This window comes from Mesorhizobium sp. P2_E7, from assembly GCF_056403855.1.
The window spans coordinates 2,243,469-2,263,885 of the sequence record NZ_JBFUER010000001.1; the positions used below are offsets into that span (position 1 = coordinate 2,243,469).

General features: G+C 64.5%; 19 protein-coding genes. 8 read left to right on the top strand and 11 right to left on the bottom strand.

The window, feature by feature from the left end:
- Positions 1–4: 4 nt before the first annotated feature.
- The 6 genes from AC1DYC_RS11275 (at position 5) to AC1DYC_RS11300 (ending at position 5,753) form a co-directional block, all read left to right on the top strand.
- On the top strand, positions 5–745 hold the full coding sequence (locus AC1DYC_RS11275; RefSeq protein WP_477406270.1) for an ABC transporter ATP-binding protein: 741 nt from the start codon (positions 5–7) through the stop codon (positions 743–745).
- Positions 742–1,470 carry an ABC transporter ATP-binding protein gene (locus AC1DYC_RS11280; RefSeq protein WP_477406272.1) on the top strand — a complete coding sequence of 243 codons (729 nt, stop codon included), beginning with the start codon at positions 742–744 and terminating at the stop codon, positions 1,468–1,470. Before AC1DYC_RS11275 ends, AC1DYC_RS11280 begins: the two co-directional genes overlap by 4 nt.
- Positions 1,467–2,363: a branched-chain amino acid ABC transporter permease gene (locus tag AC1DYC_RS11285; protein ID WP_477406274.1), complete on the top strand. Its 897-nt coding sequence runs from the start codon at positions 1,467–1,469 to the stop codon at positions 2,361–2,363. Before AC1DYC_RS11280 ends, AC1DYC_RS11285 begins: the two co-directional genes overlap by 4 nt.
- Positions 2,360–3,424, top strand: coding sequence for a branched-chain amino acid ABC transporter permease (locus AC1DYC_RS11290; RefSeq protein ID WP_477406276.1), 1,065 nt, complete (start codon positions 2,360–2,362; stop codon positions 3,422–3,424). The genes AC1DYC_RS11285 and AC1DYC_RS11290 overlap by 4 nt, the downstream gene beginning before the upstream one ends.
- A 2-nt stretch (positions 3,425–3,426) precedes the next feature.
- A complete protein-coding gene (locus AC1DYC_RS11295) occupies positions 3,427–4,212 on the top strand; it encodes a coniferyl-alcohol dehydrogenase (protein ID WP_477408257.1) in 786 nt (261 codons plus the stop codon).
- Positions 4,213–4,307: 95 nt separating this feature from the next.
- Positions 4,308–5,753 carry an aldehyde dehydrogenase gene (locus AC1DYC_RS11300; RefSeq protein ID WP_477406278.1) on the top strand — a complete coding sequence of 482 codons (1,446 nt, stop codon included), beginning with the start codon at positions 4,308–4,310 and terminating at the stop codon, positions 5,751–5,753.
- A 171-nt stretch (positions 5,754–5,924) separates the two neighbouring features.
- Here AC1DYC_RS11300 and AC1DYC_RS11305 read toward each other — a convergent pair whose 3' ends face one another.
- The 5 genes from AC1DYC_RS11305 to AC1DYC_RS11325 all read right to left on the bottom strand — a co-directional run bounded on the left by AC1DYC_RS11305 (position 5,925) and on the right by AC1DYC_RS11325 (position 10,741).
- Positions 5,925–6,779 (bottom strand): sugar phosphate isomerase/epimerase family protein, encoded by an 855-nt coding sequence (locus AC1DYC_RS11305; RefSeq protein ID WP_477406280.1) that lies wholly within the window; start codon positions 6,777–6,779, stop codon positions 5,925–5,927.
- Between the two features lie 4 nt (positions 6,780–6,783).
- Entirely contained in the window at positions 6,784–7,560 is a 777-nt protein-coding gene (locus AC1DYC_RS11310) for an ATP-binding cassette domain-containing protein (RefSeq protein ID WP_477300941.1), read from the bottom strand.
- Entirely contained in the window at positions 7,557–8,549 is a 993-nt protein-coding gene (locus AC1DYC_RS11315) for an ABC transporter permease (RefSeq protein ID WP_477406282.1), read from the bottom strand. The genes AC1DYC_RS11310 and AC1DYC_RS11315 overlap by 4 nt, the downstream gene beginning before the upstream one ends.
- Before the next feature lie 65 nt (positions 8,550–8,614).
- Positions 8,615–9,604, bottom strand: a complete 990-nt coding sequence (locus AC1DYC_RS11320; protein ID WP_477406284.1) for a sugar ABC transporter substrate-binding protein — start codon at positions 9,602–9,604, stop codon at positions 8,615–8,617.
- 75 nt (positions 9,605–9,679) lie between these two features.
- Positions 9,680–10,741 carry a LacI family DNA-binding transcriptional regulator gene (locus AC1DYC_RS11325; protein ID WP_477406286.1) on the bottom strand — a complete coding sequence of 354 codons (1,062 nt, stop codon included), beginning with the start codon at positions 10,739–10,741 and terminating at the stop codon, positions 9,680–9,682.
- Between the two features lie 199 nt (positions 10,742–10,940).
- On the opposite strand from AC1DYC_RS11325, the gene AC1DYC_RS11330 reads away from it, so the two are divergent.
- Complete coding sequence (locus AC1DYC_RS11330) at positions 10,941–11,972, top strand: hydroxyacid dehydrogenase (protein WP_477406288.1); 1,032 nt, start codon at positions 10,941–10,943, stop codon at positions 11,970–11,972.
- Here AC1DYC_RS11330 and AC1DYC_RS11335 read toward each other — a convergent pair whose 3' ends face one another.
- On the bottom strand, positions 11,973–12,302 hold the full coding sequence (locus AC1DYC_RS11335) for a YciI family protein (protein ID WP_477406290.1): 330 nt from the start codon (positions 12,300–12,302) through the stop codon (positions 11,973–11,975).
- A gap of 284 nt (positions 12,303–12,586) precedes the next feature.
- A complete protein-coding gene (gene msuE, locus AC1DYC_RS11340) occupies positions 12,587–13,147 on the bottom strand; it encodes an FMN reductase (protein ID WP_477406292.1) in 561 nt (186 codons plus the stop codon).
- A 279-nt stretch (positions 13,148–13,426) separates the two neighbouring features.
- On the opposite strand from msuE, the gene AC1DYC_RS11345 reads away from it, so the two are divergent.
- Entirely contained in the window at positions 13,427–15,073 is a 1,647-nt protein-coding gene (locus AC1DYC_RS11345; protein ID WP_477406294.1) for an acetolactate synthase large subunit, read from the top strand.
- A 32-nt stretch (positions 15,074–15,105) separates the two neighbouring features.
- Here the strand turns inward: AC1DYC_RS11345 and melA are convergent, their stop codons facing one another.
- From melA to AC1DYC_RS11365, 4 genes are read right to left on the bottom strand one after another with little or no spacing between them, the layout of a single operon-like run.
- Positions 15,106–16,476 (bottom strand): alpha-galactosidase, encoded by a 1,371-nt coding sequence (gene melA, locus AC1DYC_RS11350; RefSeq protein ID WP_477406295.1) that lies wholly within the window; start codon positions 16,474–16,476, stop codon positions 15,106–15,108.
- A gap of 21 nt (positions 16,477–16,497) precedes the next feature.
- On the bottom strand, positions 16,498–18,165 hold the full coding sequence (locus tag AC1DYC_RS11355; RefSeq protein WP_477406297.1) for an ABC transporter ATP-binding protein: 1,668 nt from the start codon (positions 18,163–18,165) through the stop codon (positions 16,498–16,500).
- A gap of 10 nt (positions 18,166–18,175) precedes the next feature.
- Positions 18,176–19,312 (bottom strand): ABC transporter permease, encoded by a 1,137-nt coding sequence (locus AC1DYC_RS11360; protein WP_477406300.1) that lies wholly within the window; start codon positions 19,310–19,312, stop codon positions 18,176–18,178.
- Entirely contained in the window at positions 19,313–20,320 is a 1,008-nt protein-coding gene (locus AC1DYC_RS11365; RefSeq protein WP_477406302.1) for an ABC transporter permease, read from the bottom strand.
- Positions 20,321–20,417 lie beyond the last annotated feature (97 nt).

Genomic DNA, 20,417 nt, shown 5'->3' on the forward strand with positions numbered 1-20,417 from the left:
CATCGTGGACGGTTCATCAAACGCTGCGATCCTCAGCGCCGCCGGCATCCACAAACGCTTCGGCGCGCTGGTTGTGCTCGACGATATCGACTTCGCCATGACTGCCGACGAGGCCGTCGGCATTGTCGGCCCGAACGGCGCCGGCAAGACGACGCTGCTCAGCGTGCTTTCAGGCGCCTTTCCGCCGAGTGCCGGCACCGTCGCATTTAGGGGTGGAGACGTGACGGCGCTGCCGGCCACAGCCCGCTGTCGCCTCGGCCTGGTGCGCACGCACCAGGTGCCGAAACCGTTCAGCGGCATGACCACCTTCGAGAACGTCTTCGTCGCCGCGTCGCATGGCGCTGGTCTCGCCCGCGACGAAGCCTACGCGGAGGCGCTCAGCTCGCTGAAACTCTGCGGCATGATGGGCGTCGCCAACCGCCGCGCCGAAACGCTTGGACTGCTCGATCGCAAGCGGCTGGAACTGGCCCGCGCGCTGGCGGCAAGACCGACGCTGCTGCTGCTCGACGAGATCGGGGGCGGCCTGACCGATGGCGAGGCGAGCGAGCTGGTTGACACCATCAAGGAATTGCGCCGGCGCAAGATCGGCATCGTCTGGATCGAGCACATCGTCCATATCCTGCTGCAGGTGGCCGAGCGGCTGATCTGCATGGATGCCGGCAAGATCATCGCCGACGGCGAGCCGCAAGCGGTGATAGCCGACCCCGAAGTCGTGCGCGCCTATCTCGGCGGAGGCCCGAAATGAGCCTGCTCGCAATCGAGAACCTGGTTGTCCGTCACGGCCTGTTGCAGGCGGTGCGCGGTGTGAACTTTACGATCGAGCGCGGCGAAACGCTGGCGCTGGTCGGCGCCAACGGCGCCGGCAAGACGACGCTGCTCAGGGCGATCGCCGGCGCGCATCCGCCGACGGCCGGTCGCGTGCTTCTGGATGGCGCCGACATCACCGGCGTGCCCTCCCACAAGCGCGTCGGCATGGGCGTGGCGCTGGTGCCCGAGGGTCGCAAATTGTTCGTGCAGATGACGGTCGAGGAGAACCTCCTGCTTGGCACGACCGCCGGGCGCCCCGGCGACTGGAGCGTGGAACGCGTGCTCGATACCTTTCCCAATCTGAAACCACGCCGCCATGCCAAGACCGGGCATCTCTCAGGTGGCGAGCAGCAGGCCACGGCCATCGGCCGCGCGCTGATGAGCAATCCGGAGCTGCTGCTGCTCGACGAGGTCTCCCTCGGCCTGTCGCCGCTGGTGGTCGACCGCGTCTATGCTTCGCTGCAAGGGCTGATCAGCTCCGGCACGACGATCATCCTGGTCGAACAGGACCTCAACCGCGCGCTGTCGGTCTCGGACAAGGTCATCTGCATGCTCGAAGGGCGCGTCGCGCTGGAAGGGCCGAGCAAGGGCATGTCGCGCGACGAGGTGACGAAGGCTTATTTCGGCCTGCACCGGAAAAGCGCCGGGAGTGTGCCGGCATGAGCAACCAGATCGTCCAGGGCATCCTTCTCGGCGGCTACTACGCACTGATCGCCTGCGGCCTCTCCTTCATGTTTTCGGTGATGCGCATCATCAACCTCGCGCATGGCAGCCTGGCGGTGTTTTCGGCCTATGCGCTGTGGTGGCTCGCCTCGCAATTCCACATTTCGCCTTTCGTCGGCCTGCTCATCGTGCTGCCGCTGATGGCGGCGATCGGCTGGGCGCTGCAACGCTTCCTGCTTGAGCGGAGCGCCCGCGGCGGCGCGCTGCTGCCGATCCTCACCACCTTCGGCCTCGCCATCGTCATCGACAATGCGCTGTTCGAACAGTTCGGCGCCGACACGCGGTCGCTGGCGCCCTATATCGGCAGCCTCTCCTACGATTCCTGGGAATGGCCGGGCAGCATCTATGTCGGCAAGCTGGCGGTCATCATGTTCGCCGCCGCCGTGATCCTGCTTGGCGGGCTGCAGCTGTTCCTGACCCGCACCAGGCTTGGCCGTTCGATCCGCGCCACCTCGGAAGATCCTGATACGGCTGGCCTCGTCGGCGTCGACGCGCGCCGCGCCAACGCCCTTGCCGCTGCCATCGCCATGGTCACGGTTGGTCTTGCCGGCGCCTTCCTTGGCATGCGCGCCACGTTCGATCCCTATACCGGTGCGCCGCAATTGCTGTTCGCCTTCGAAGCAGCCGTCATCGGCGGCGCCGGTTCGCTGTGGGGCACGCTTCTCGGCGGCATCGTGCTGGCGCTCGCCCAGACGCTCGGCGCGCAGGTGCATCCGCAAGGCTTTCTGATCGGCGGCCATGTCGCATTCCTGATCGTGCTGTTCATCCGGCTCTCCACGTCCGGCCTCGGCCTGCGCGGCCTGCTGCGCCTGCCCGCGAGGAAGACGACATGAGCGCCGTTTCGACCTCCCCCGTCATCGAGCGCGGCACACCTGCCTCGCGCATCTCGGCGATCGCGGTCGTCGTCATCATCGCGCTGCTTGGCGTCGCACCGCACTTCCTGTCGGCCGGCGCGGTCGACCGCATGACCGCCTTGTTCATCTACGTGATCCTGGCGGCGATGTGGAATGCGCTGGCCGGCTTCGGTGGCCTGGTCTCCGTGGGACAACAAGTGTTCTTCGGCCTCGGCGCCTATTTCGCCATTCGCCTCGCCGATGCCGGCCTCAACCCGTTCGCCTCGCTGTTCGTCTCGGCGATCATCGTCGGCGCCATCTCCTGGCCAATGTCGCTGTTCATGCTGCGGCTGCGGAATGGCGAGTTCGCCATCGGCATGTGGGTGATCGCGGCGCTCACCCATCTCCTGGTCAATCTCGACCGGCTGGTGCAAGGCGAAACCGGGACGTCGCTGATTTCGCTCAACGTCTATGACGCCGGCGCCAGGCGGGCGACGATCTACTGGCTGGCGCTGGCCTCGATGACGGCGCTGCTTGCCATCCTGTTCGGCCTGCTGCGCGGCAGCACCGGCGCCGCCATCAGGGCGATCCGCGACAATGAAGATGCGGCCGCATCGGTCGGCGTGCGTGTCACCGGCACCAAGCGGCTTCTGTTCGTGCTCGCCGCCTTCGGCATCGGCATTGCCGGCGCGCTGTGGCTGGCCACTTCGATCACCTTCCAGCCGAAGACTTACTTCAATGTCCAGTGGACGGCTTACATGATCTTCATGGTTCTGGTCGGCGGCATCGGCACCTTCGAAGGCGCCATCCTCGGCGCTTTGCTGTTCTTCCTCATCGAGACCTGGTTCGGCGGCACCGGCGTCTGGTATCTCATCGGCCTTGGCGCCACGGCTGTGCTGTTCTCGCTGTTCCTGCCGCGCGGCCTTTGGGGAACGATCGAGGAGTGGTTCGGCGTCCGGCTCCTGCCCGTCGGCTACCGCGTCCGGCTGCCGGCAAACGCCGGCGATGCGGAGACGGCGACAGAGTCGCACGAAACCACGGCACATCGGGAGAAGGCGTGACCATGCTTTTTGGCAAAACCATCCTCATCACTGGTGTCGCTTCCGGCATTGGCGCCCGCACCGCGGAACTTGCCGGTCAGCTCGGCGCGGACGTGATCGGCGTCGATGTGCGTGAGCCGGCCGCACCGGTCGGCAGCTTCGTCAGGGCGGACATCTCGTCCAAGGCCGGCGTCGATGATCTCGTTGCATCCCTGCCGCAGCGCATCGATGCGCTCTGCAACGTCGCAGGCCTCTCCGGCAATACCGGCGCGGTGTCGACACTGGCAGTCAACTTCTACGGCCTGCGCGCGCTCTCCGAAGGCCTCGCGCCAAAGCTTCGCGAAGGCGGCGCCGTCGTCAACGTCGCCTCGATCGCCGGCTATGGCTGGCGCGCCAACCTCAACCGCGCGGCGTCGATGGTCGGCATCGAAGGTTTTCCCGACGTCGCCAAGGTGGTCGCCGACCATCAGGTGAAGAACGAGGAAGGCTACCCCGTCTCCAAGGAACTGCTGCTGTTGTGGACCTTCCGCGCTGCGCATCAGGAGCTGTTCAAAAACCGCGGCATCCGCGTCAATGCGGTCAGCCCCGGCCCGGTCGAGACGCCGATCCTGAAGCAATTCCGCAATGTGCTGGGCGATGCCCGCGTCGACAGCGACATCGCCCGTGTCGGACGCGCCGGCACCTCGGGCGATATCGCGCCTGTCGTGCTGTTCCTGTGCTCGGACGGCGCGCGCTGGGTCAACGGCGCCAATGTGCCGGTCGACGGTGGCCTCGAAGCATCGATCAACGCCGAAGTGCTCGGCTTCTAGACCATGATCCCGAAAAGTGGGAACCGGTTTTCGGATAAGATCATGGTCAATAACAAGATAGAAAAGACGCTCGACTGCGAGCGAGGGAGAACATAATGGACATCGGACTTCTGATCGACGGCGATAAAAGGGATGCGTCGGGTGCTGCCTCTTACGAGCGCATGGACCCGTTCACCGGCAAGCTTGCGACGCGCGCCGCAGCGGCCAGCGTGGCCGATGCCAATGCCGCGGTCGAAGCCGCGGCCACCGCCTTCAAGGCCTGGTCGAAGACCGGTCCGGGCGAGCGCCGCGCTCTGCTCTCCAAGGCAGCCGATGTGATGGATTCCAAGGTCGGCGAATTCACCAAATTGATGATGGAAGAAACCGGTGCCACCGGTCCCTGGGCCGGCTTCAACGTCATGCTGGCCGCCAAGATGTTGCGCGAGGCAGCGGCCATGACCACGCAGATTTCGGGCGAGGTCATCCCCTCGGACAAACCAGGCACGCTTGCCATGGCGATCCGCCAGCCGGCCGGTGTGTGCCTTGGCATCGCGCCTTGGAACGCGCCGGTCATTCTCGGCACCCGTGCCATCGCCATGCCGATCGCCTGCGGCAACACGGTGGTGCTGAAAGCCTCCGAAATGTGCCCGGGCACGCACCGGCTGATCGGCCAGGTGCTGGTCGAGGCCGGTATGCCCAAAGGCGTTATCAACGTCGTCACCAATGACCCAAAGGACGCGGCGGCAATCGTCGAGGCGCTGGTCGCGCATCCCGCGGTCAGGCGCGTCAACTTCACCGGCTCGACCAAGGTCGGCCGGATCATCGCCGAACTCGCCGGCAAGCACCTGAAGCCGGCACTGCTCGAACTCGGCGGCAAGGCGCCGCTGGTCGTGCTCGACGATGCCGACATCGACGCCGCGGTCAATGCGGCGGCCTTCGGCGCCTACATGCATCAGGGCCAGATTTGCATGTCGACCGAACGCCTGGTGGTCGACGAGAAGGTCGCCGACGAGTTCGTCGCCAAGCTCGCCGCCCGCGCCTCACAACTGCCGGCGGGTGACCCGCGCGGCCATGTCGTGCTGGGCTCGCTGATCAGCAGCCAGTCCGCCGACAAGATGGAAGAGCTGGTGGCCGATGCGGTCGCCAAGGGCGCCAAGCTGGTGGCCGGCGGCAAGCGCACCGGCACCGTGGTCGAAGCGACACTGCTCGACCACGTCACGCCGGCCATGCGCGTCTATGCCGAAGAATCCTTCGGTCCGGTCAAGCCGGTGATCCGCGTCAAGGGCGAAGACGAGGCCGTGCGCGTCGCCAACGACACCGAATACGGCCTGTCGTCGGCCGTCTTCAGCCGCGACATCCGCCGCGCCATGGCCGTTGCCGCCCGCATCGAGGCCGGCATCTGCCACATCAACGGCCCGACCGTCGGCGACGAGGCGCAGATGCCGTTCGGCGGCGTCAAGGGCTCGGGCTATGGCCGCTTCGGCGGCAAGGCCTCGATCGCCGAATTCACCGATTTGCGCTGGCTGACGATCGAGGATCCCGGCCAGCACTATCCGTTCTGATTCTTTCTTTCTTCCTTCTCCCCTTGTGGGAGAAGGTGGATCGGCGCTTTAGCGCCGAGACGGTTGAGGGGTGTTCCAGCGGAGTGAGAGGTCGGCGTTCCCTGGAACACCCCTCATCCGACCTCGCTTCGCGAGGCCACCTTCTCCCACAGGGAGAGAAGGGAAGAACCCTCACCCGAGCGTCAAACCCGCCTTCCGCGCTTCCTCGCGCAGGAACGGCAGGCCGACGCCAATGACATCGTCGGGATTGTCCGCCACCGGACGCCACACCGCCAGACCGCCGGCTATGTCAACATCGACATGGTTCATGCTCTCCAGAGTGATCGCGCCGGTGTAGCCGATGTCGGCGATGGCCTTCATGCAGGCAGCCCAGTTCAGCATGCCACGCCCCGGCACGCCGCGATTGGCTTCCGAGACATGGACGTAGCCGAGATAGGGCGCGGCTGCCTTGAAGCCGGCCGCAAAACTCTCCTCCTCGATATGCATGTGGTAGGTGTCGAGATGGATGAAGATGTTGTCGGCGCCGACGCGCTCGATGATCCGCGTCGCATCGATGCCGCGATTGATCAGATGCGTCTCATAGCGGTTGCACGGCTCGATGCCGAGTTTCAGCCCATGCGCCTTGGCGGCCTTGGCCGCGCGGACCAGGAACCGGCACATGCCGTCGATTTCTTCCGCCGTCGCCGCACGGCCTGTTGTCTTGCCGATGGTGCCGTAGGTGACGCCGCCAAGGGCCTTGCTGCCCACCGCTTCGCAGACGGCAAAGGCCGGTTCGAGAAAGGCCAGCGCTTCGTCCGGTCGCGCCACCACATCGAGCGCGCGCGGCAGGCCGAGCGAAGGGATGAGCTCGACGCCTTGCCGTTCGGCGAAAACGCGGGTGCGCTTGGTGTCGATCTCCTCGGGGCGCAGCAGCGGGATTTCGAGCAAGCCGATGCCGAGCCCTTTCAGCCGCTCCATCTGCGGCTCGATCAGATCGAGATCCCAGACCGGCGCGATGGCAAAAGTGTGCAGTCCAAAAGTGTTCATCAGTTCAGCCTCGTTGCTCGTGCGCCGCCGCAGCAGCGATATCGCCGCCACCGACAATGCGGCTGACGACTTCGGTCATGTTGGTGTTTGCGGTGACGAGATCGGCATCGGCACGGCCGTGTCGCAGCACGACGATGCGGTCGGTGACCGACAGCACATCGTTCAGCCGGTGCGAGATCAGAATGACGGCGATGCCTTCAGACTTCAGCCGGCGGATGAGGTCGAGCACGCTCTGTACCTCGCGCACGGCAAGCGCCGCCGTCGGCTCGTCCATGATGACGAGCTTCGGGTTGAAGGTCAGCGCGCGCGCGATCGCCACCGTCTGCTGCTGGCCGCCCGAGAACGAACCGACCGAGCGGTTGATCGACGGCAGATGCGCCCCGAGCCGCTCGATCATCTTGGCCGCCTGGCGGTCCATCTCGGCCTTGTCGACAAAGCCCGGGATGACGCCGAACCATTTCTTCACCGGCTCGCGGCCGAGGAAGATGTTGGCGGCGACATCCTGCTGCTTGGCCAGCGACAGGTCCTGATAGATCATCTCGATGCCGAGCCGGCGCCGCTGGCCGGGATCGAGCGGCAATATGTCCTTGCCATCGAAAGCGATAGAGCCGGAATCGGCGCGGTAAATGCCGGTGATGGTCTTCATCAGCGTCGATTTGCCGGCGCCATTGTCGCCGACAAGGCCGACCACTTCGCCGGCATCGATCGAGAGATCCACGCCGTGCAGCACGTCGACCGCGCCAAAGCTCTTGCGGATGCCTTGCAGCGAAAGGAGGCTCATACGCGTGACTCCTTCCGGACCTGATACTGGTCGATGAACACCGCCAGGATCAGCACGGCGCCGATCGCCATCTGCTGGTAGTAGGATTGGACGGCCAGCAGCGTCAGCCCGTTTTGCAGCACGCCCATGATCAGCGCGCCGATCATGGTGCCGAGGATCGAGGCGCGACCGCCGAACAGATTGGTGCCGCCGATGATCGCCGCGGTGATGGCGGTGAGCTCATAATTGATGCCGGCGGTCGGGTCGCCGGCATTGACGCGGGCGGTGAACAAAAGGCCTGCCAGACCGGCTAGCGCACCGGACAGCGTGTAGATGATGCGGCGGTGATGCTCGACGCGAATGCCGGCGGCGCGTGCCGCGCCCTCGCTATCGCCGAGCGCCAGCGTGTGGCGGCCGAAGCGCGTGTAGGCGAGCACGCAATGGGCAACGACGGCGGTGAGCACCAGCAGGATGACCGGCATCGGAATGCCGAACGGTCGGCCCTGGCCGATATAGACGATCTCGGCCGGCAGGCCGTAGATCGCCCTGCCCTGCGAGATGATCAAAGCGAGGCCACGCGCCATGCCGAGCATGCCGAGCGTGACGATGAAGGCGGGCACGAACGCGCGGGTGACCAGTTGCCCGTTGATGTACCCAGCAAGTCCGCCGGCAAGGATGCAGGCAACGACCGCGAACACCGAGGGCCAGCCGAGATTGACGGCGAAGAAGGCGCCGGCAACGCCGGCCAACCCCATGACCGAGCCGAGCGACAGGTCGAGGCCGCCCGAGCCGATGACGAAGGTGGCGGCAATGGCCAGCACGCCGATCGTCGACGTCGCGAGCAGGATGTTGAGAAAATTGCTGAGCGACAGGAAATACGGCGACAACACTGCCATCGCCGCACTTAGCGCCAGCAGCACCACCAGCGATTCCAGGCGGATATGAAGTCGTTCGACGGACGCACGCTGCACCCGAGCCCAGAAACCAGGCCGCGCCATTTCAGAAGCCATGTTGCCTCACCTTTAAATAAAGTGGCTGGCGCGGGCCAAACCCGCGCCAGCCCAGTCCGGGAGGACTATTTCACGTATTCGAGCATCGGCTCCTTGCCGGCCTCGATCACATCCTTGGTCAGCACCAAAGTGGGCACCGCGATACTTTCCTCGACCTTTTCACCGGCCAGCGCCTTCTTGACGTTCTCGACCGCCTGCTTGCCGACGAGATAGGGAAGCTGCGCAACGGAAGCGTTGAGCCGGCCTTCCTTGATCGACTTGACCGCATCCGAATTGCCGTCGACGCCGATGATCGTCACCTGCTCGCCCTTGCCTGCCGCATAGATCGATTCCACTGCGCCCAGCGCCATGCCGTCATTGGCGCAGAAGATGGCGACGAGGTCGGGATGCGCGGTCAGTGTGTCGGTGGCGATCGAGGCCGCCTTGTTGCGATCCCAGTCACCCGGCAGTGAGGCGACGATTTCCAGCCCGGGCGCCAGTTCCTTGAGCTTGTCGGCAAAACCCTTGGCGCGCTTCTCGCCGGTGATGTTGCCCGACAGGCCTTCGATGACCAGCACCGGACCCTTGGCATCCTTGCCGAGCTTGGAGACCAGATATTCGGCGCCTTGTCCGCCTGCCGCGACATTGTCGGAGCCGATGCGGAAGGTGATTTTGATGCCTTCCTTGTCGAGCACCGCCGGGTCGAGATTGCCGTCGAGGTCGACGACCTTGATGCCGGCATCCTGCGCCGCCTTCAGGCAGGGCAGCAGATTGGTCGAGTTGATGGCGGCGGTGATCATCGCCACCGGCTTGCGCTCGAGCATCGTATTACACAGATTGAGCTGCGGCTCGGCCGCCTGGTCGCTGTCGGCCGCCTGCTGGAAATATTTCACGCCGGCTGCCTTGGCGCCGTCCTCCACGCCCTGGCCCATCGCGCCCCAGAATGGATTGGCCAGCGTCTTCATCAGCACGCCGTATTCGCCGTCCTCGGCCTTGGCCACACTGACGGCCGAGAGGGCTATTGCGACGCCAAAAGCCAAAGTAAATCGATTTATCTTCAGAATGCGCGATGTCATTTTTATTGTCCTCCGGTTGATGTCACGTGCCGCGAGCCTAGGCCAGGTGCGGCTTCTGGTTGTCGACAATGGGGGCTATTGTCGGTGTCCTCCCCCGGAATGCGGGCCGTTGCCTGGCGAGCCAACGGATTCCCGCATCAAAACCCGGCAAGGCTCAAGCCGCGCGATCGGCGGCCCCTCCCCACCTTCAATCCTGGCAAACAGCGCTTCCATGGCGTGGCCGGCGATCTGGCGCACCGGCTGCACAACGGCCGCGATGGCCGGCCATGTCACCTGCATCCATTCCGCGTCGTCGAAGCCGACCAGCGAAATGTCGTTTGGACAATGCCAGCCCCACCGGCGGAATTCGGACAGCGCCACCAGCGTGCCCTTGAGGAACAGCGAATAGACCGCCGTCGGCCGCTCACCTTTGGCGAAATAGTCCCGCAATTGCGCCCGCAGCGGCTCGACATCGGTTTCGGCCAGCACGACATCGATGCGCACATCCGGCGCCAGTTTCAGCGCAGCAGTGCGAAACCCGTCGAGGCGGGCGCGCACCGTCGCCGCCTGTTCGCCGAGGCCGACGACCAGTATGTGGCAATGGCCCTTGGCGATCAGTTCGCGCGCCACTTCGGCGCTGGCTGCGGCGCTGTCGGCCGACACCGTGTCGAAGGCGTCATCGGAGAGCACGCGGTCGATCAGCACGCCGGTCATGCCATTGGCCTTCATGAAGTCGGCAGCCGGGCCATGCTCGTTGCGCACCGGCGCCAGCACCACGCCGGCGACGCGCCAGTCATGCATGCGGGCTAGGATCTCTTTTTCACGTGTTTCGGATTCGCGACTCGACGCCGCCACCAGCGTGTAGCCGCGCTGCTCGGCGAGGCTCTCGAGCTGCGTGACCATCTGGCCAAAAAATTCGCTTTCGAACTCGGGCATGATGGCGCCGATAATGCGGCGCTTGGCACGGCGCATGTCGGAGGCCAGCGGATCGATGCGGTAGCCTAACTGCTCGACGGCATCGAAGACGCGCTGCGCATTTTCCGGCTTCACCGTGGTAACACCAGACAGTACCTTGGAGACGGTGGCGGCAGACACGCCGGCGCGGCTTGCCACGTCGTGGATCGACGCCCGCCGCTGCTGGTCCTGCCTGTGCGCCATTGGTCCTCCTCCCGAGGCGCGGACCGAGGCATTCCATCCGCTGGAGGAATGAGTAAATCGATTTTTCGGAGTTGTAAATCGTTTAATCGTGGGTATTTTGTCCCACGAGCACATGTCGCCCTGAAGTGTGAGGCGGTTCTGGGATTACGGCAAGTGCCAAGCAAAATACGCGATGCGGATCGCGCCGGGAGGAATCGTCATGCCGAACAAGGCCTTGCCGCTGGTCATCAGCGCGCCCGAACCACGCACGCTCGAGCTGATCTTCACCCCACCACAGTTGGCGCGCCTCAAGGCGCACTACCGCATTGTCGAAACGACAGCTGACGGCGTGGCGAAACTGCCGACCAATGTGCTGGCCGAGGCCCGCTACATCATCGGCCAACCGCCGATTTCGGCTGACACGCTGGATCAGATGAAAGCGCTGCGCTGCGTCTTCAATGTCGAAACCAACCTCATCAACAACATGCCCTATGAGACGCTGTTCGCGCGCGGCATCCATGTCGTCACCACCGGCCTGGTCTTTGCCGAGCCGGTGGCCGAGCTTGGCCTCGCCATGGCACTCAACCTTGCCCGCAACATCGTCGATGCCGACCTTGCCTTCCGCAAGGGCGAGGAGCTGTGGGGCGGCGACGGCAATTTGACGGCGCGGCTCTTGTCGGGCGCCGATGTCGGCATCATCGGCTTCGGCGATCTCGGCCGCGCACTGAACCGCCTGCTGTCGGGTTTTCGCACCCGCACCAAAGTCTTCGATCCCTGGCTGCCGCCGTCGATCCTGGTCGACAATGGCGTCGAGCCGGCCTCGCTCGACGATGTCCTGACATCAAGCGACTTCGTTTTCGTCGTCGCTTCGGTGACCTCGGAGAACCAGGGCTTTCTCGGCGCCGATGCTTTTGCCTCGATGCGTAAGGGCGCTGCCTTCATCCTGCTCAGCCGCGCCGGCGTCGTCGACTTCCCTGCCCTGATGGCAGCCGTGAAGAGCGGCCACATCGTCGCCGCCAGCGACGTCTTCCCCGAAGAGCCGCTGGCGCAGGATCACCCGGTCCGCACCATCCCCGGCTTCCTGCGCTCCGCCCACCGCGCCGGTGCGCTCGACATCGCCTTCAAGCGCATGGGCGACATGGTGCTGGAAGACATGGACCTGATCGACCGCGGCCTGCCGCCACTGCGCTCCAAGCGCACCGAGCGCGAGACGGTGTCGCGGATGCGGTCGAAGCCGGCGGACCGGAATTAGTTACCGTTCGTTGAGCGGCCAGATCTCGATCACCCCATGCGCCACGGCACAGGGAGATTTTGACGCGAGCGCGATCGCTTCGTCGATGTCGCTGGCTTCCATGATCGAAAAGCCGGCGATGGGCAGATCCGACGAGAGATAAGGCCCGGCCTCCGTCTGCACGCCGCTGGCGTCCGGATTTCGTACCTGCACTGGTGTTTCGGCGATGCCCATCACCACGCCGCGCTGCTTGAGCGATGCATCGTGTTCATGGGCTGCCTGCCTGACATCCCGCGGGGTCCGATCATATCCGGCCCGGTCGCCATAGCCGATCGTGATGTATTTTGGCATCAGCGGTTCCTCCATCTCAGGGATAATGGACAGGCGCTGCGACGGTTCCGGCGACCCCTGCCGGCATCGAAGGCCCCCGCCTCCGCCGGCGGGGTATTGATTCTGGCTATTGCGTAAGGACTTGCACGGATCTCGCGGAACCATCCTTCTGCCGGATAGTTTTTAAAGACAGCCGGGCAGTGAGAGGCCCGGCGTACTCCAAGGAGGCCCGTCACGGTTCGCGTCGGTGACGGGCCTTTCTATTCACTCCCGAGCCGTTAAAGCTGGAGGCGGCCTGCCTCGCTCTAACCGGCAGCAATGTTGGCAGCCGGGCGATTTGTCAGCACCAACCCGACCTCGCCCACGACCTGCTCGACGCGCTTCAGTATGGGTTCGGCCCACAGCACACCGTCGGTAAAATCCTTATCCGTGGCGTAGACGCCTGTCGGCAGCGTCAGCGCCTCGAAGAAACCGAACAGCGGCCGCAACTGGTGCTCGACGATCAACGCATGGCGGTCGTTGCCGCCGGTGGCAAGCAGCACCACCGGCTTGCCGCGCAAGGAAGCCGGATCGAACAGATCGAAGAAGTGTTTGAACAGGCCGGTGTAGCTGCCCTTGTAGGTCGGCGAACCCACCACGAGGACATCGGCATTGACGACGCTGTCGAAAATCGCCCGCGCCTGGGTGTCAAGATCACGCGCCCATTTCGCACTGCCGAGCGACGGGCCGAGGTCTTCGATGTCGTAGGTGCTCGCGGACAAGCCATGCTGGCGCGCAATATCGTTCACGACCTGGTCGACGAAGCCGCGCGTCTTGGACGGCCGGGTGAAATTGCCGGAAAATCCGACGACGGTTGGATTGGGCATGGTCTGGCACCTCTCGCGCGGCGGGCAGGCCCGCTTCATACCGCCTGTTTACAGGCTTGCGCCCGCCGCAAGAAGCAAGGATAGGCCCTCCATTGCCATCTCCAGGGAATTTTTTTCCGTTTGCCCGAAAACGCTCGCTGGTCTCAGGCTGCGAGAAACAGAACGGTCTGTAAGCGCAAAACGACGTTGGCGGCAGCTACGCCTCGCGGTAGGGCTTTGTCAGCACTATGTCTGATCATATCCGACGCGGTCCCCCGCTGCTTGCCCAGGAGATGCTTCGTGCCCAAAGGTTCAGACCTGCTTGTAGCCGCCCTTGAGAATGAGGGCGTCGATCGCATCTTCGGCATTCCCGGCGAAGAAAACCTAGACGTCGTCGAATCCATCCGCAAATCGTCGATCCAGCTCATCCTGACCCGGCATGAGCAGGCAGCCGCCTTCATGGCCGCCACCCATGGCAGGCTCACCGGCAAGCCCGGTGTCTGCATCACCACGCTCGGGCCCGGCGCCCTGAACCTGACGACCGGCGCCGCCTATGCGCTGCTGGGCGCCATGCCGATGATCATGATCACTGGGCAAAAGGGCATCCGCTCGTCGCGCCAGGCCCGCTTCCAGATTGTCGACATCGTCGCGGCGATGAGGCCGCTGACCAAGCTGTCGCGCCAGATCATCTCGCCAAAGACGATTCCCGCCGTGGTGCGGGAAGCCTTCCGCATTGCCGAGGAGGAGCGTCCGGGACCGGTGCATCTGGAACTGCCCGAGGACATTGCGGCCGAGGAATGCGACGATGTCGCGCTGATCCCGCCACATCCCGTCGAACTGCCGCTGGCCAGTCCGCTCGCGCTCGACCGCGCCGCTGAGATGATCATCAAGGCACAGCGCCCGCTGGCGATGCTGGGCGCCGCCGCCTCGCGGCCGCGCTCGACCTCCGACCTCGCCCAGTTCGTGCTCAGGACCGGCATCCCCTATTTCACCACGCAGATGGGCAAAGGCACGGTGCCCGGCGGCACCGAGCTCTATATGGGTACCGCCGCTCTCTCCGAGCGCGACTATGTGCATGAGGCAATAGAACAAGCCGACCTCATCATCACCATCGGCCACGACACGATCGAGAAGCCGCCCTTCATCATGGGCGACAAGGGGCCGAAGGTCATCCATGTCGGCTACCAGCCGGCCAATGTCGAACAGGTCTATTTCCCGCAGACCGAAGTGATCGGCGACATCGGCGCTTCGCTCAGGCTGCTTGCCGATCGTATCGAGGGCAAGATCCCGAACGCGCAGGCGCTGCTGCCGCTGCGCGAAGGCATTCTGAGCCGCATCGCCGCCCGCGCCACCGAGGACCGTTTTACGCCGCAGCGCCTGGTCCATGACATCCGCGCGGTCATGCCGGCCGACGGCATCCTGGCGCTCGACAACGGCATGTACAAGATCTGGTTCGCGCGCAACTACCGCACCCGCGTCGCCAACACGCTGCTGCTCGACAATGCGCTGGCCACGATGGGCGCCGGCCTGCCTTCGGCGATGACGGCGGCAATGCTCTATCCCGGTCGCCGCGTCATGGCGATCTGCGGCGATGGCGGCTTCATGATGAACAGCCAGGAGCTGGAAACCGCCGTCAGGCTGAAGCTCAATCTGGTCGTGCTGATCATCGAGGACCATGCCTTCGGCATGATCCGCTGGAAGCAGGCGGTCGACGCCTTTCCCGATTTCGGCATGACCTTCGGCAACCCTGATTTCGTCCGCTATGCCGAGGCCTATGGCGCAAAGGGTACGAGGGTCGGCGCCATTGCCGATCTCAAGTCGACTTTGGAAACGGCGTTCACCGCCGGCGGCGTGCATCTCGTCGTCGTCCCTATCGACTATTCGGAAAACGAGCGCGTCCTGGTCGAGGAACTGCGCCATCGGCTGCCGGCGGCGCCGGAGGCTTGACGGCGCAGTGAGAGCCGCCGCAGGAGCGGCTGTCAGGCCGCCCGGACTTTGGCGCTCCCACGCGCCCAGGCCGGCAGCCAGTCGCCATGCGCCGCCAGCAGCTCATCGACCAGCGCCCAGATCTGGTCGAGGTCGAGCTCGGCCGCGGTGTGCGGGTCCATCATCGCCGCGTGATAGATGTGCTCGCGGTTCTCCGTCATCAGCGCCTGCACCGTCAGCTCTTGCACGTTGATGTTGGTGCGGATCAGCGCGGTGAGTTGCGGCGGCAGCGCGCCTATATAGGTCGGCTGGATGCCGGAAGCGTCGACCAGGCACGGCACCTCGGCGGCGCAATTGTCCGGCAGCGAGGTGATGCAGCCATTGTTGCGGACATTGCCGTAGATCACCGACGGCTCGCCGGTCCACACCGAATTCATGATCGAGGAGGCGTATTCCTTCGACTGCTCGACCTCGATGCGGTCGGCCGAGCGATAGGCCTCGGCCTGTCCCTTCCAGCGCTCGATCTGCTCGATGCAGCGTTTTGGATATTCATCGAGCGGAATGCCGAATTTCTCGATCAGGTCGGGGCGGCCTTCCTTGATGAAATAGGGCGTGTATTCGGCGAAATGCTCGGAGCTTTCGGTGACGAAATAGCCGAGCCGCGTCAGCATCTCGTAGCGCACCTTGTTGGGGCAGCGCGGGTTCCAGCCGGGCTTCGGCGCCCTGCCCTCGCGATAGGCGCGGACAAGGTCCGGATAGAGATTGCGGTAGGTCCCGTCCGCCTGGCGATGCTCGAACTTCAGGTAGAAGGCCATGTGGTTGATGCCGGCCGAGCGGTAGCGGATCTCCTCGTAGGGAATGTCGAGATCGTGCGCCAGCTCCATCGCCGTGCCTTGCACCGAATGACAAAGGCCGACCTGCTTGATGCTGGGGTATTTCTCCGAAATCGCCCAGGTGTTGATCGCCATCGGGTTGACGTATTGCAGCATGATCGCCTCTGGACAGACGGCGAGCATGTCCTCGCAAATCTTCCACAGATGCGGCACGGTCCTTAAGCCGCGCATGATGCCGCCGACGCCGAGCGTGTCGGCGATGGTCTGGCGCAGGCCGTATTTCTTCGGCACCTCGAAATCGGTGACGGTGCAGGGTTCATAGCCACCGATCTGGAAAGCGACGACGACGAAATCGGCGCCGGCAAGCGCCTTCCTCTGGTCGGAATAAGTCTCGGCCTTCGCCTTCACGCCGAGCGTCGCGATCAGCTTGTTGACGACGATGGCGCTCTCCTCCAGCCGCTGCGGATTGATGTCCATCAGCGCGATTGTCGCGCCCGACAGCGACGGCCGCTGCAGCACGTCGCCGACAATGTTCTTCATGAACACGGTCGAGCCGGCGCCGATGAAGGTGATCCTGGGATGTCTTGCCACTTCTAAACCTCCGGCACTGTTCTACGCCACGTCGAAGGCGGCCCTGACGAGCCGTTCGGTGTAGGCGGTCTTGGGATGGGTGAGGACCTCGTCGACGGGTCCCTGTTCGACGATCTTGCCGTTCTGCATAACGATGACGCGATGGCAGAGCGCGCGCACCACCTTGAGGTCGTGCGAGATGAAGAGATAGCTCAGGCCGCGCTCGTCCTGCAGCTTGCGCAACAGGTCGATGATCTGCGCCTGCACCGAAAGGTCGAGCGCCGAAGTCGGCTCGTCGAGCAGGATGAATTCGGGCTCCAGCGCGATGGCCCGCGCAATGGCGATGCGCTGCCGCTGACCGCCGGAAAATTCGTGGGGAAAGCGCGAGAGAATGTCGCCCGGCATGCCGGCGCTGACCAAGGCGTCGCGCACCCGCTCGACCCGCTCGCGCCGCGTCGCCCCTAACCTGTTGACGACCAGCCCTTCCTCGATGATCTGGCCGATCGTCATGCGCGGGTTGAGCGAGGAGAACGGATCCTGGAAGACGACCTGCATGCGCGAGCGCAGCGGCCGCATTTCGGCGCGCGACAGACCCTGGATCGGCTGGCCGTCGAAGCTGATCTCACCGCGCTTGGCCTCGGTGAGCTTGAGCAGAGCGAGACCGAAGGTGGTCTTGCCGGATCCGGATTCACCGACCAGCCCTAATGTCTCGTGGCGGCAAAGTTTCAGGCCGAGATTGTCGACGGCGACCAGCTCACGCCAGTCCGGCTTCAGGAACGAACCATGGCGCAGCATGAAGCAGACGCGCATGTCGCGTGCCTCGAGGATGGTGCCGCTGTTTTCCGGCAGCGGCTGCGGCTTGCCGTGCGGCTCGGAAGCGAGCAGCCGTTTGGTGTAGGCATGCTGCGGGTCCGCGAACAGGCGCTCGGTGACATTGTGCTCGCACATCTCGCCGTGCTGCATGACATAGACATAGTCGGAGAATTTGCGCACCACGGTGAGATCGTGGGTGATCAGGATGACCGCCATCCTGAGCTCTTTCTGCAGATTGCGGATCAGATTGAGGATCTGCGCCTGGACCGTGACGTCGAGCGCCGTCGTCGGCTCGTCGGCGATCAGCACATCGGGGTCATTGGCGAGCGCCATGGCGATCATCACCCGCTGGCGCTGCCCGCCCGACATCTGGTGCGGATATTGCTTGATGCGCGCTTCCGGCTCGGGGATCTGGACATGGCGTAGCAACTCGAGCGCCCGCGCCCAGGCTTGCTTGCGGCTCACCTTGCGATGCACCCGGATCGCTTCGACGATCTGGCTGCCGACCGTGTAGATCGGGTTGAGCGAGCTCATCGGCTCCTGGAAAATCATCGAGATGCGGTTGCCGCGCAGCTTGCGCCGGGCGCTCTCGGGGAATTTCAGTATGTCCTGCCCGCAGTAGTCGACGGTTGATTTCGCAGAGACGGTGGCCCGCTTCGACAAGAGCCCCATGACGGTGCGCGCCGTCACCGACTTGCCGGAGCCGGACTCGCCGACGATGGCGATCGTCTCGCCGCGATAGAGCTGGAACGAGACATCCTTCACCGCGTCGACGACGCCGTGCTCGACCTTGAATGCGACCTCGATGTTGCGGGCGTCGATGATCGGCTGATCATGGCGGCCGGCATGGTCGAGCCGGACGGCGGGTGCGAAGGATTGTGCGAGCGCGACGGTCATTACTGCCACCTCAATAGGGATCGACGGCATCGCGCAGGCCGTCACCCAGCGCGTTGAAAGCAAAGACGGTGATCAGCACGAAGCCGACCGGCGAGAGGATCCAGGGATAGGTGCCGATGACCGAATAGGTCGCGGTGTCCTGCAGCATCAGCCCCCACGAGATCAGCGGCGGCTTCACCGCGAAGCCGAGGAACCCGAGAAACGCTTCGAGCAGCACCACCGTCGGAATGGCGATGGTCACGGCGACGATGACGTGGCTCAGCACATTGGGAAAGATGTGCTGCATGATGATGCGCATGTCGGTGGCGCCGACCGCCATGGCAGCGCGGACATAGTCGATCCGCGCCAGCGCCAGCGTCTTGCCGCGCACCTCGCGCGACATCTGCGCCCAGCCGAGCGCCGACATGACGATGATGACGAAGGCGAGGAAGACGTTGGTCGGCGCGGTAACCGGGATCAGCGTCGTCAGCGCCAGATAAAGCGGCAATTGCGGGAAGGCGAGCACCAGCTCGACGAAGCGCTGCATCCAGACGTCGAACCGGCCACCCAAATAGCCGGAGACCATGCCGACGGTGGTGCCGATGACGGTGGTGATGAACACCACCGTTAGTGCGATCATCAGCGAAACGCGCGAGCCTTGGATGGCGCGCGACAGCACATCCCTGCCGAATTTGTCGGTGCCGAGAAAATGCACCGGCTGACCGTCGGTCGAGGCGAAGAAATGCCGGTTGGCGGGGATCAGGCCAAGCAACCGGTACTCGGCGCCCTTGGCGAAGAAGCCGAGCAGGCGCGGATGCTCGTAGTCCGGCCCGACGACCGGCTGGAAGGTGACCGGGTCGAGGTCAGCAGAATCCGCCAGCGCATAGACCCGCGGCTGGAGCACGAAATTGCCGTCCCTGTCGTGAAAACTCATCACTTGCGGCGGGGCGAAAGCGACATCGGTCACCTTGGGGTCCATCGGCGCGAAGAAATCGGCAAACAGCGCCATCAGCACCAGAAGCACGACCAGGATCAGCCCGGCCATGCCGGTCCAGGAGCGCCTCAGCCGGCGCCAGACCAGCGCCATATAGCTTTCATTGCCGCGCGGGGTCGCAACAGCGGTTGCTTCGGGCGGCAGCGGCGGCGGGGATGGATCGCGTGCCAGCATCTAGCTCTCCCCGAACTGGCGCACGCGCGGGTCGAGCAGCGCAAGCAGCATGTCGGCGATGATGTTGCCGACGATCAGCGTCGCCGCCAGCACCATCATGAAGGTCGCCGTGACATAGACGTCGCCGACCGCCATCGAGCCGACAATGGCCGGCCCAACCGTCGGCAGCGCGAAGATGATTGCCGTCTCGATCTCACCGGTCAGCATATAGGGCAGCACCACGCCCTGATACATGATGAGCGGGTGCAGCGCATTGGGCACGGCGTGGCGCATGACGACGGCGCCGCCGGTGAGCCCCTTGGCCTTGGCCGTCTCGACATATTGGGCGTTCAGCGTATCGAGCAGATTGCCGCGCATGACGCGCATATTGCGGGCGAGCCCGCCGAAGGTGGCGATCGCCACCACCGGCCAGACATGCTTGACGAGGTCGGCGAATTTCGCCCACGACCACGGCGCGCCGCCATATTGCGGCGAGAAGAAGCTGCCGATCTCCGACACGTTGAACTGGAAGACCATGAGATAGACGATGATTAGCGCCATCAGGAAGCGCGGCACGGTCATGCCGAGGAAAGAGATGGCCGACAACGTCGAGTCGATCCAGGTGTATTGGCGGGTCGCCGCCCAGATGCCGAAGGTGATGCCGAGCACCGTGGAGAGCAAATGGCAGACCAGCGCAAGCAGCAGCGTGCGCGGCAGCCGCTCGCCGACCACGGCGGCGACCGGCTTGTTGTAATAGAGGCTGTAGCCGAAATCGCCGCGGGTGACGATGCCGGCGATCCAGTTCAGATACTGGACCGGCAGCGGCTTATCGAGGCCATGCTCGACCCGGTAGGCCTGCGCCTGCGCGTCGGCTTCGGCAAACGAGGCCCCGCCCTGGTTGATAAGCTGCGAGCGGATATAGTCGGCATAGTCGCCCGGCGGCGCCTGGATGATGGCGAAGGTGACCAGGCTCAGGATGACCATAACCGGCAACGCCGATGCTATGCGCATGGCCAGAAATCGCAGCACCGTCTCTCCTCCTTGTTGCAGGTTTCAGGATTCTCTGCCGCTGACCTTACTCCGTCCCGGCCGCGCGCGCAGCGCGGCCGGGCGTCAGCCAGGGGAG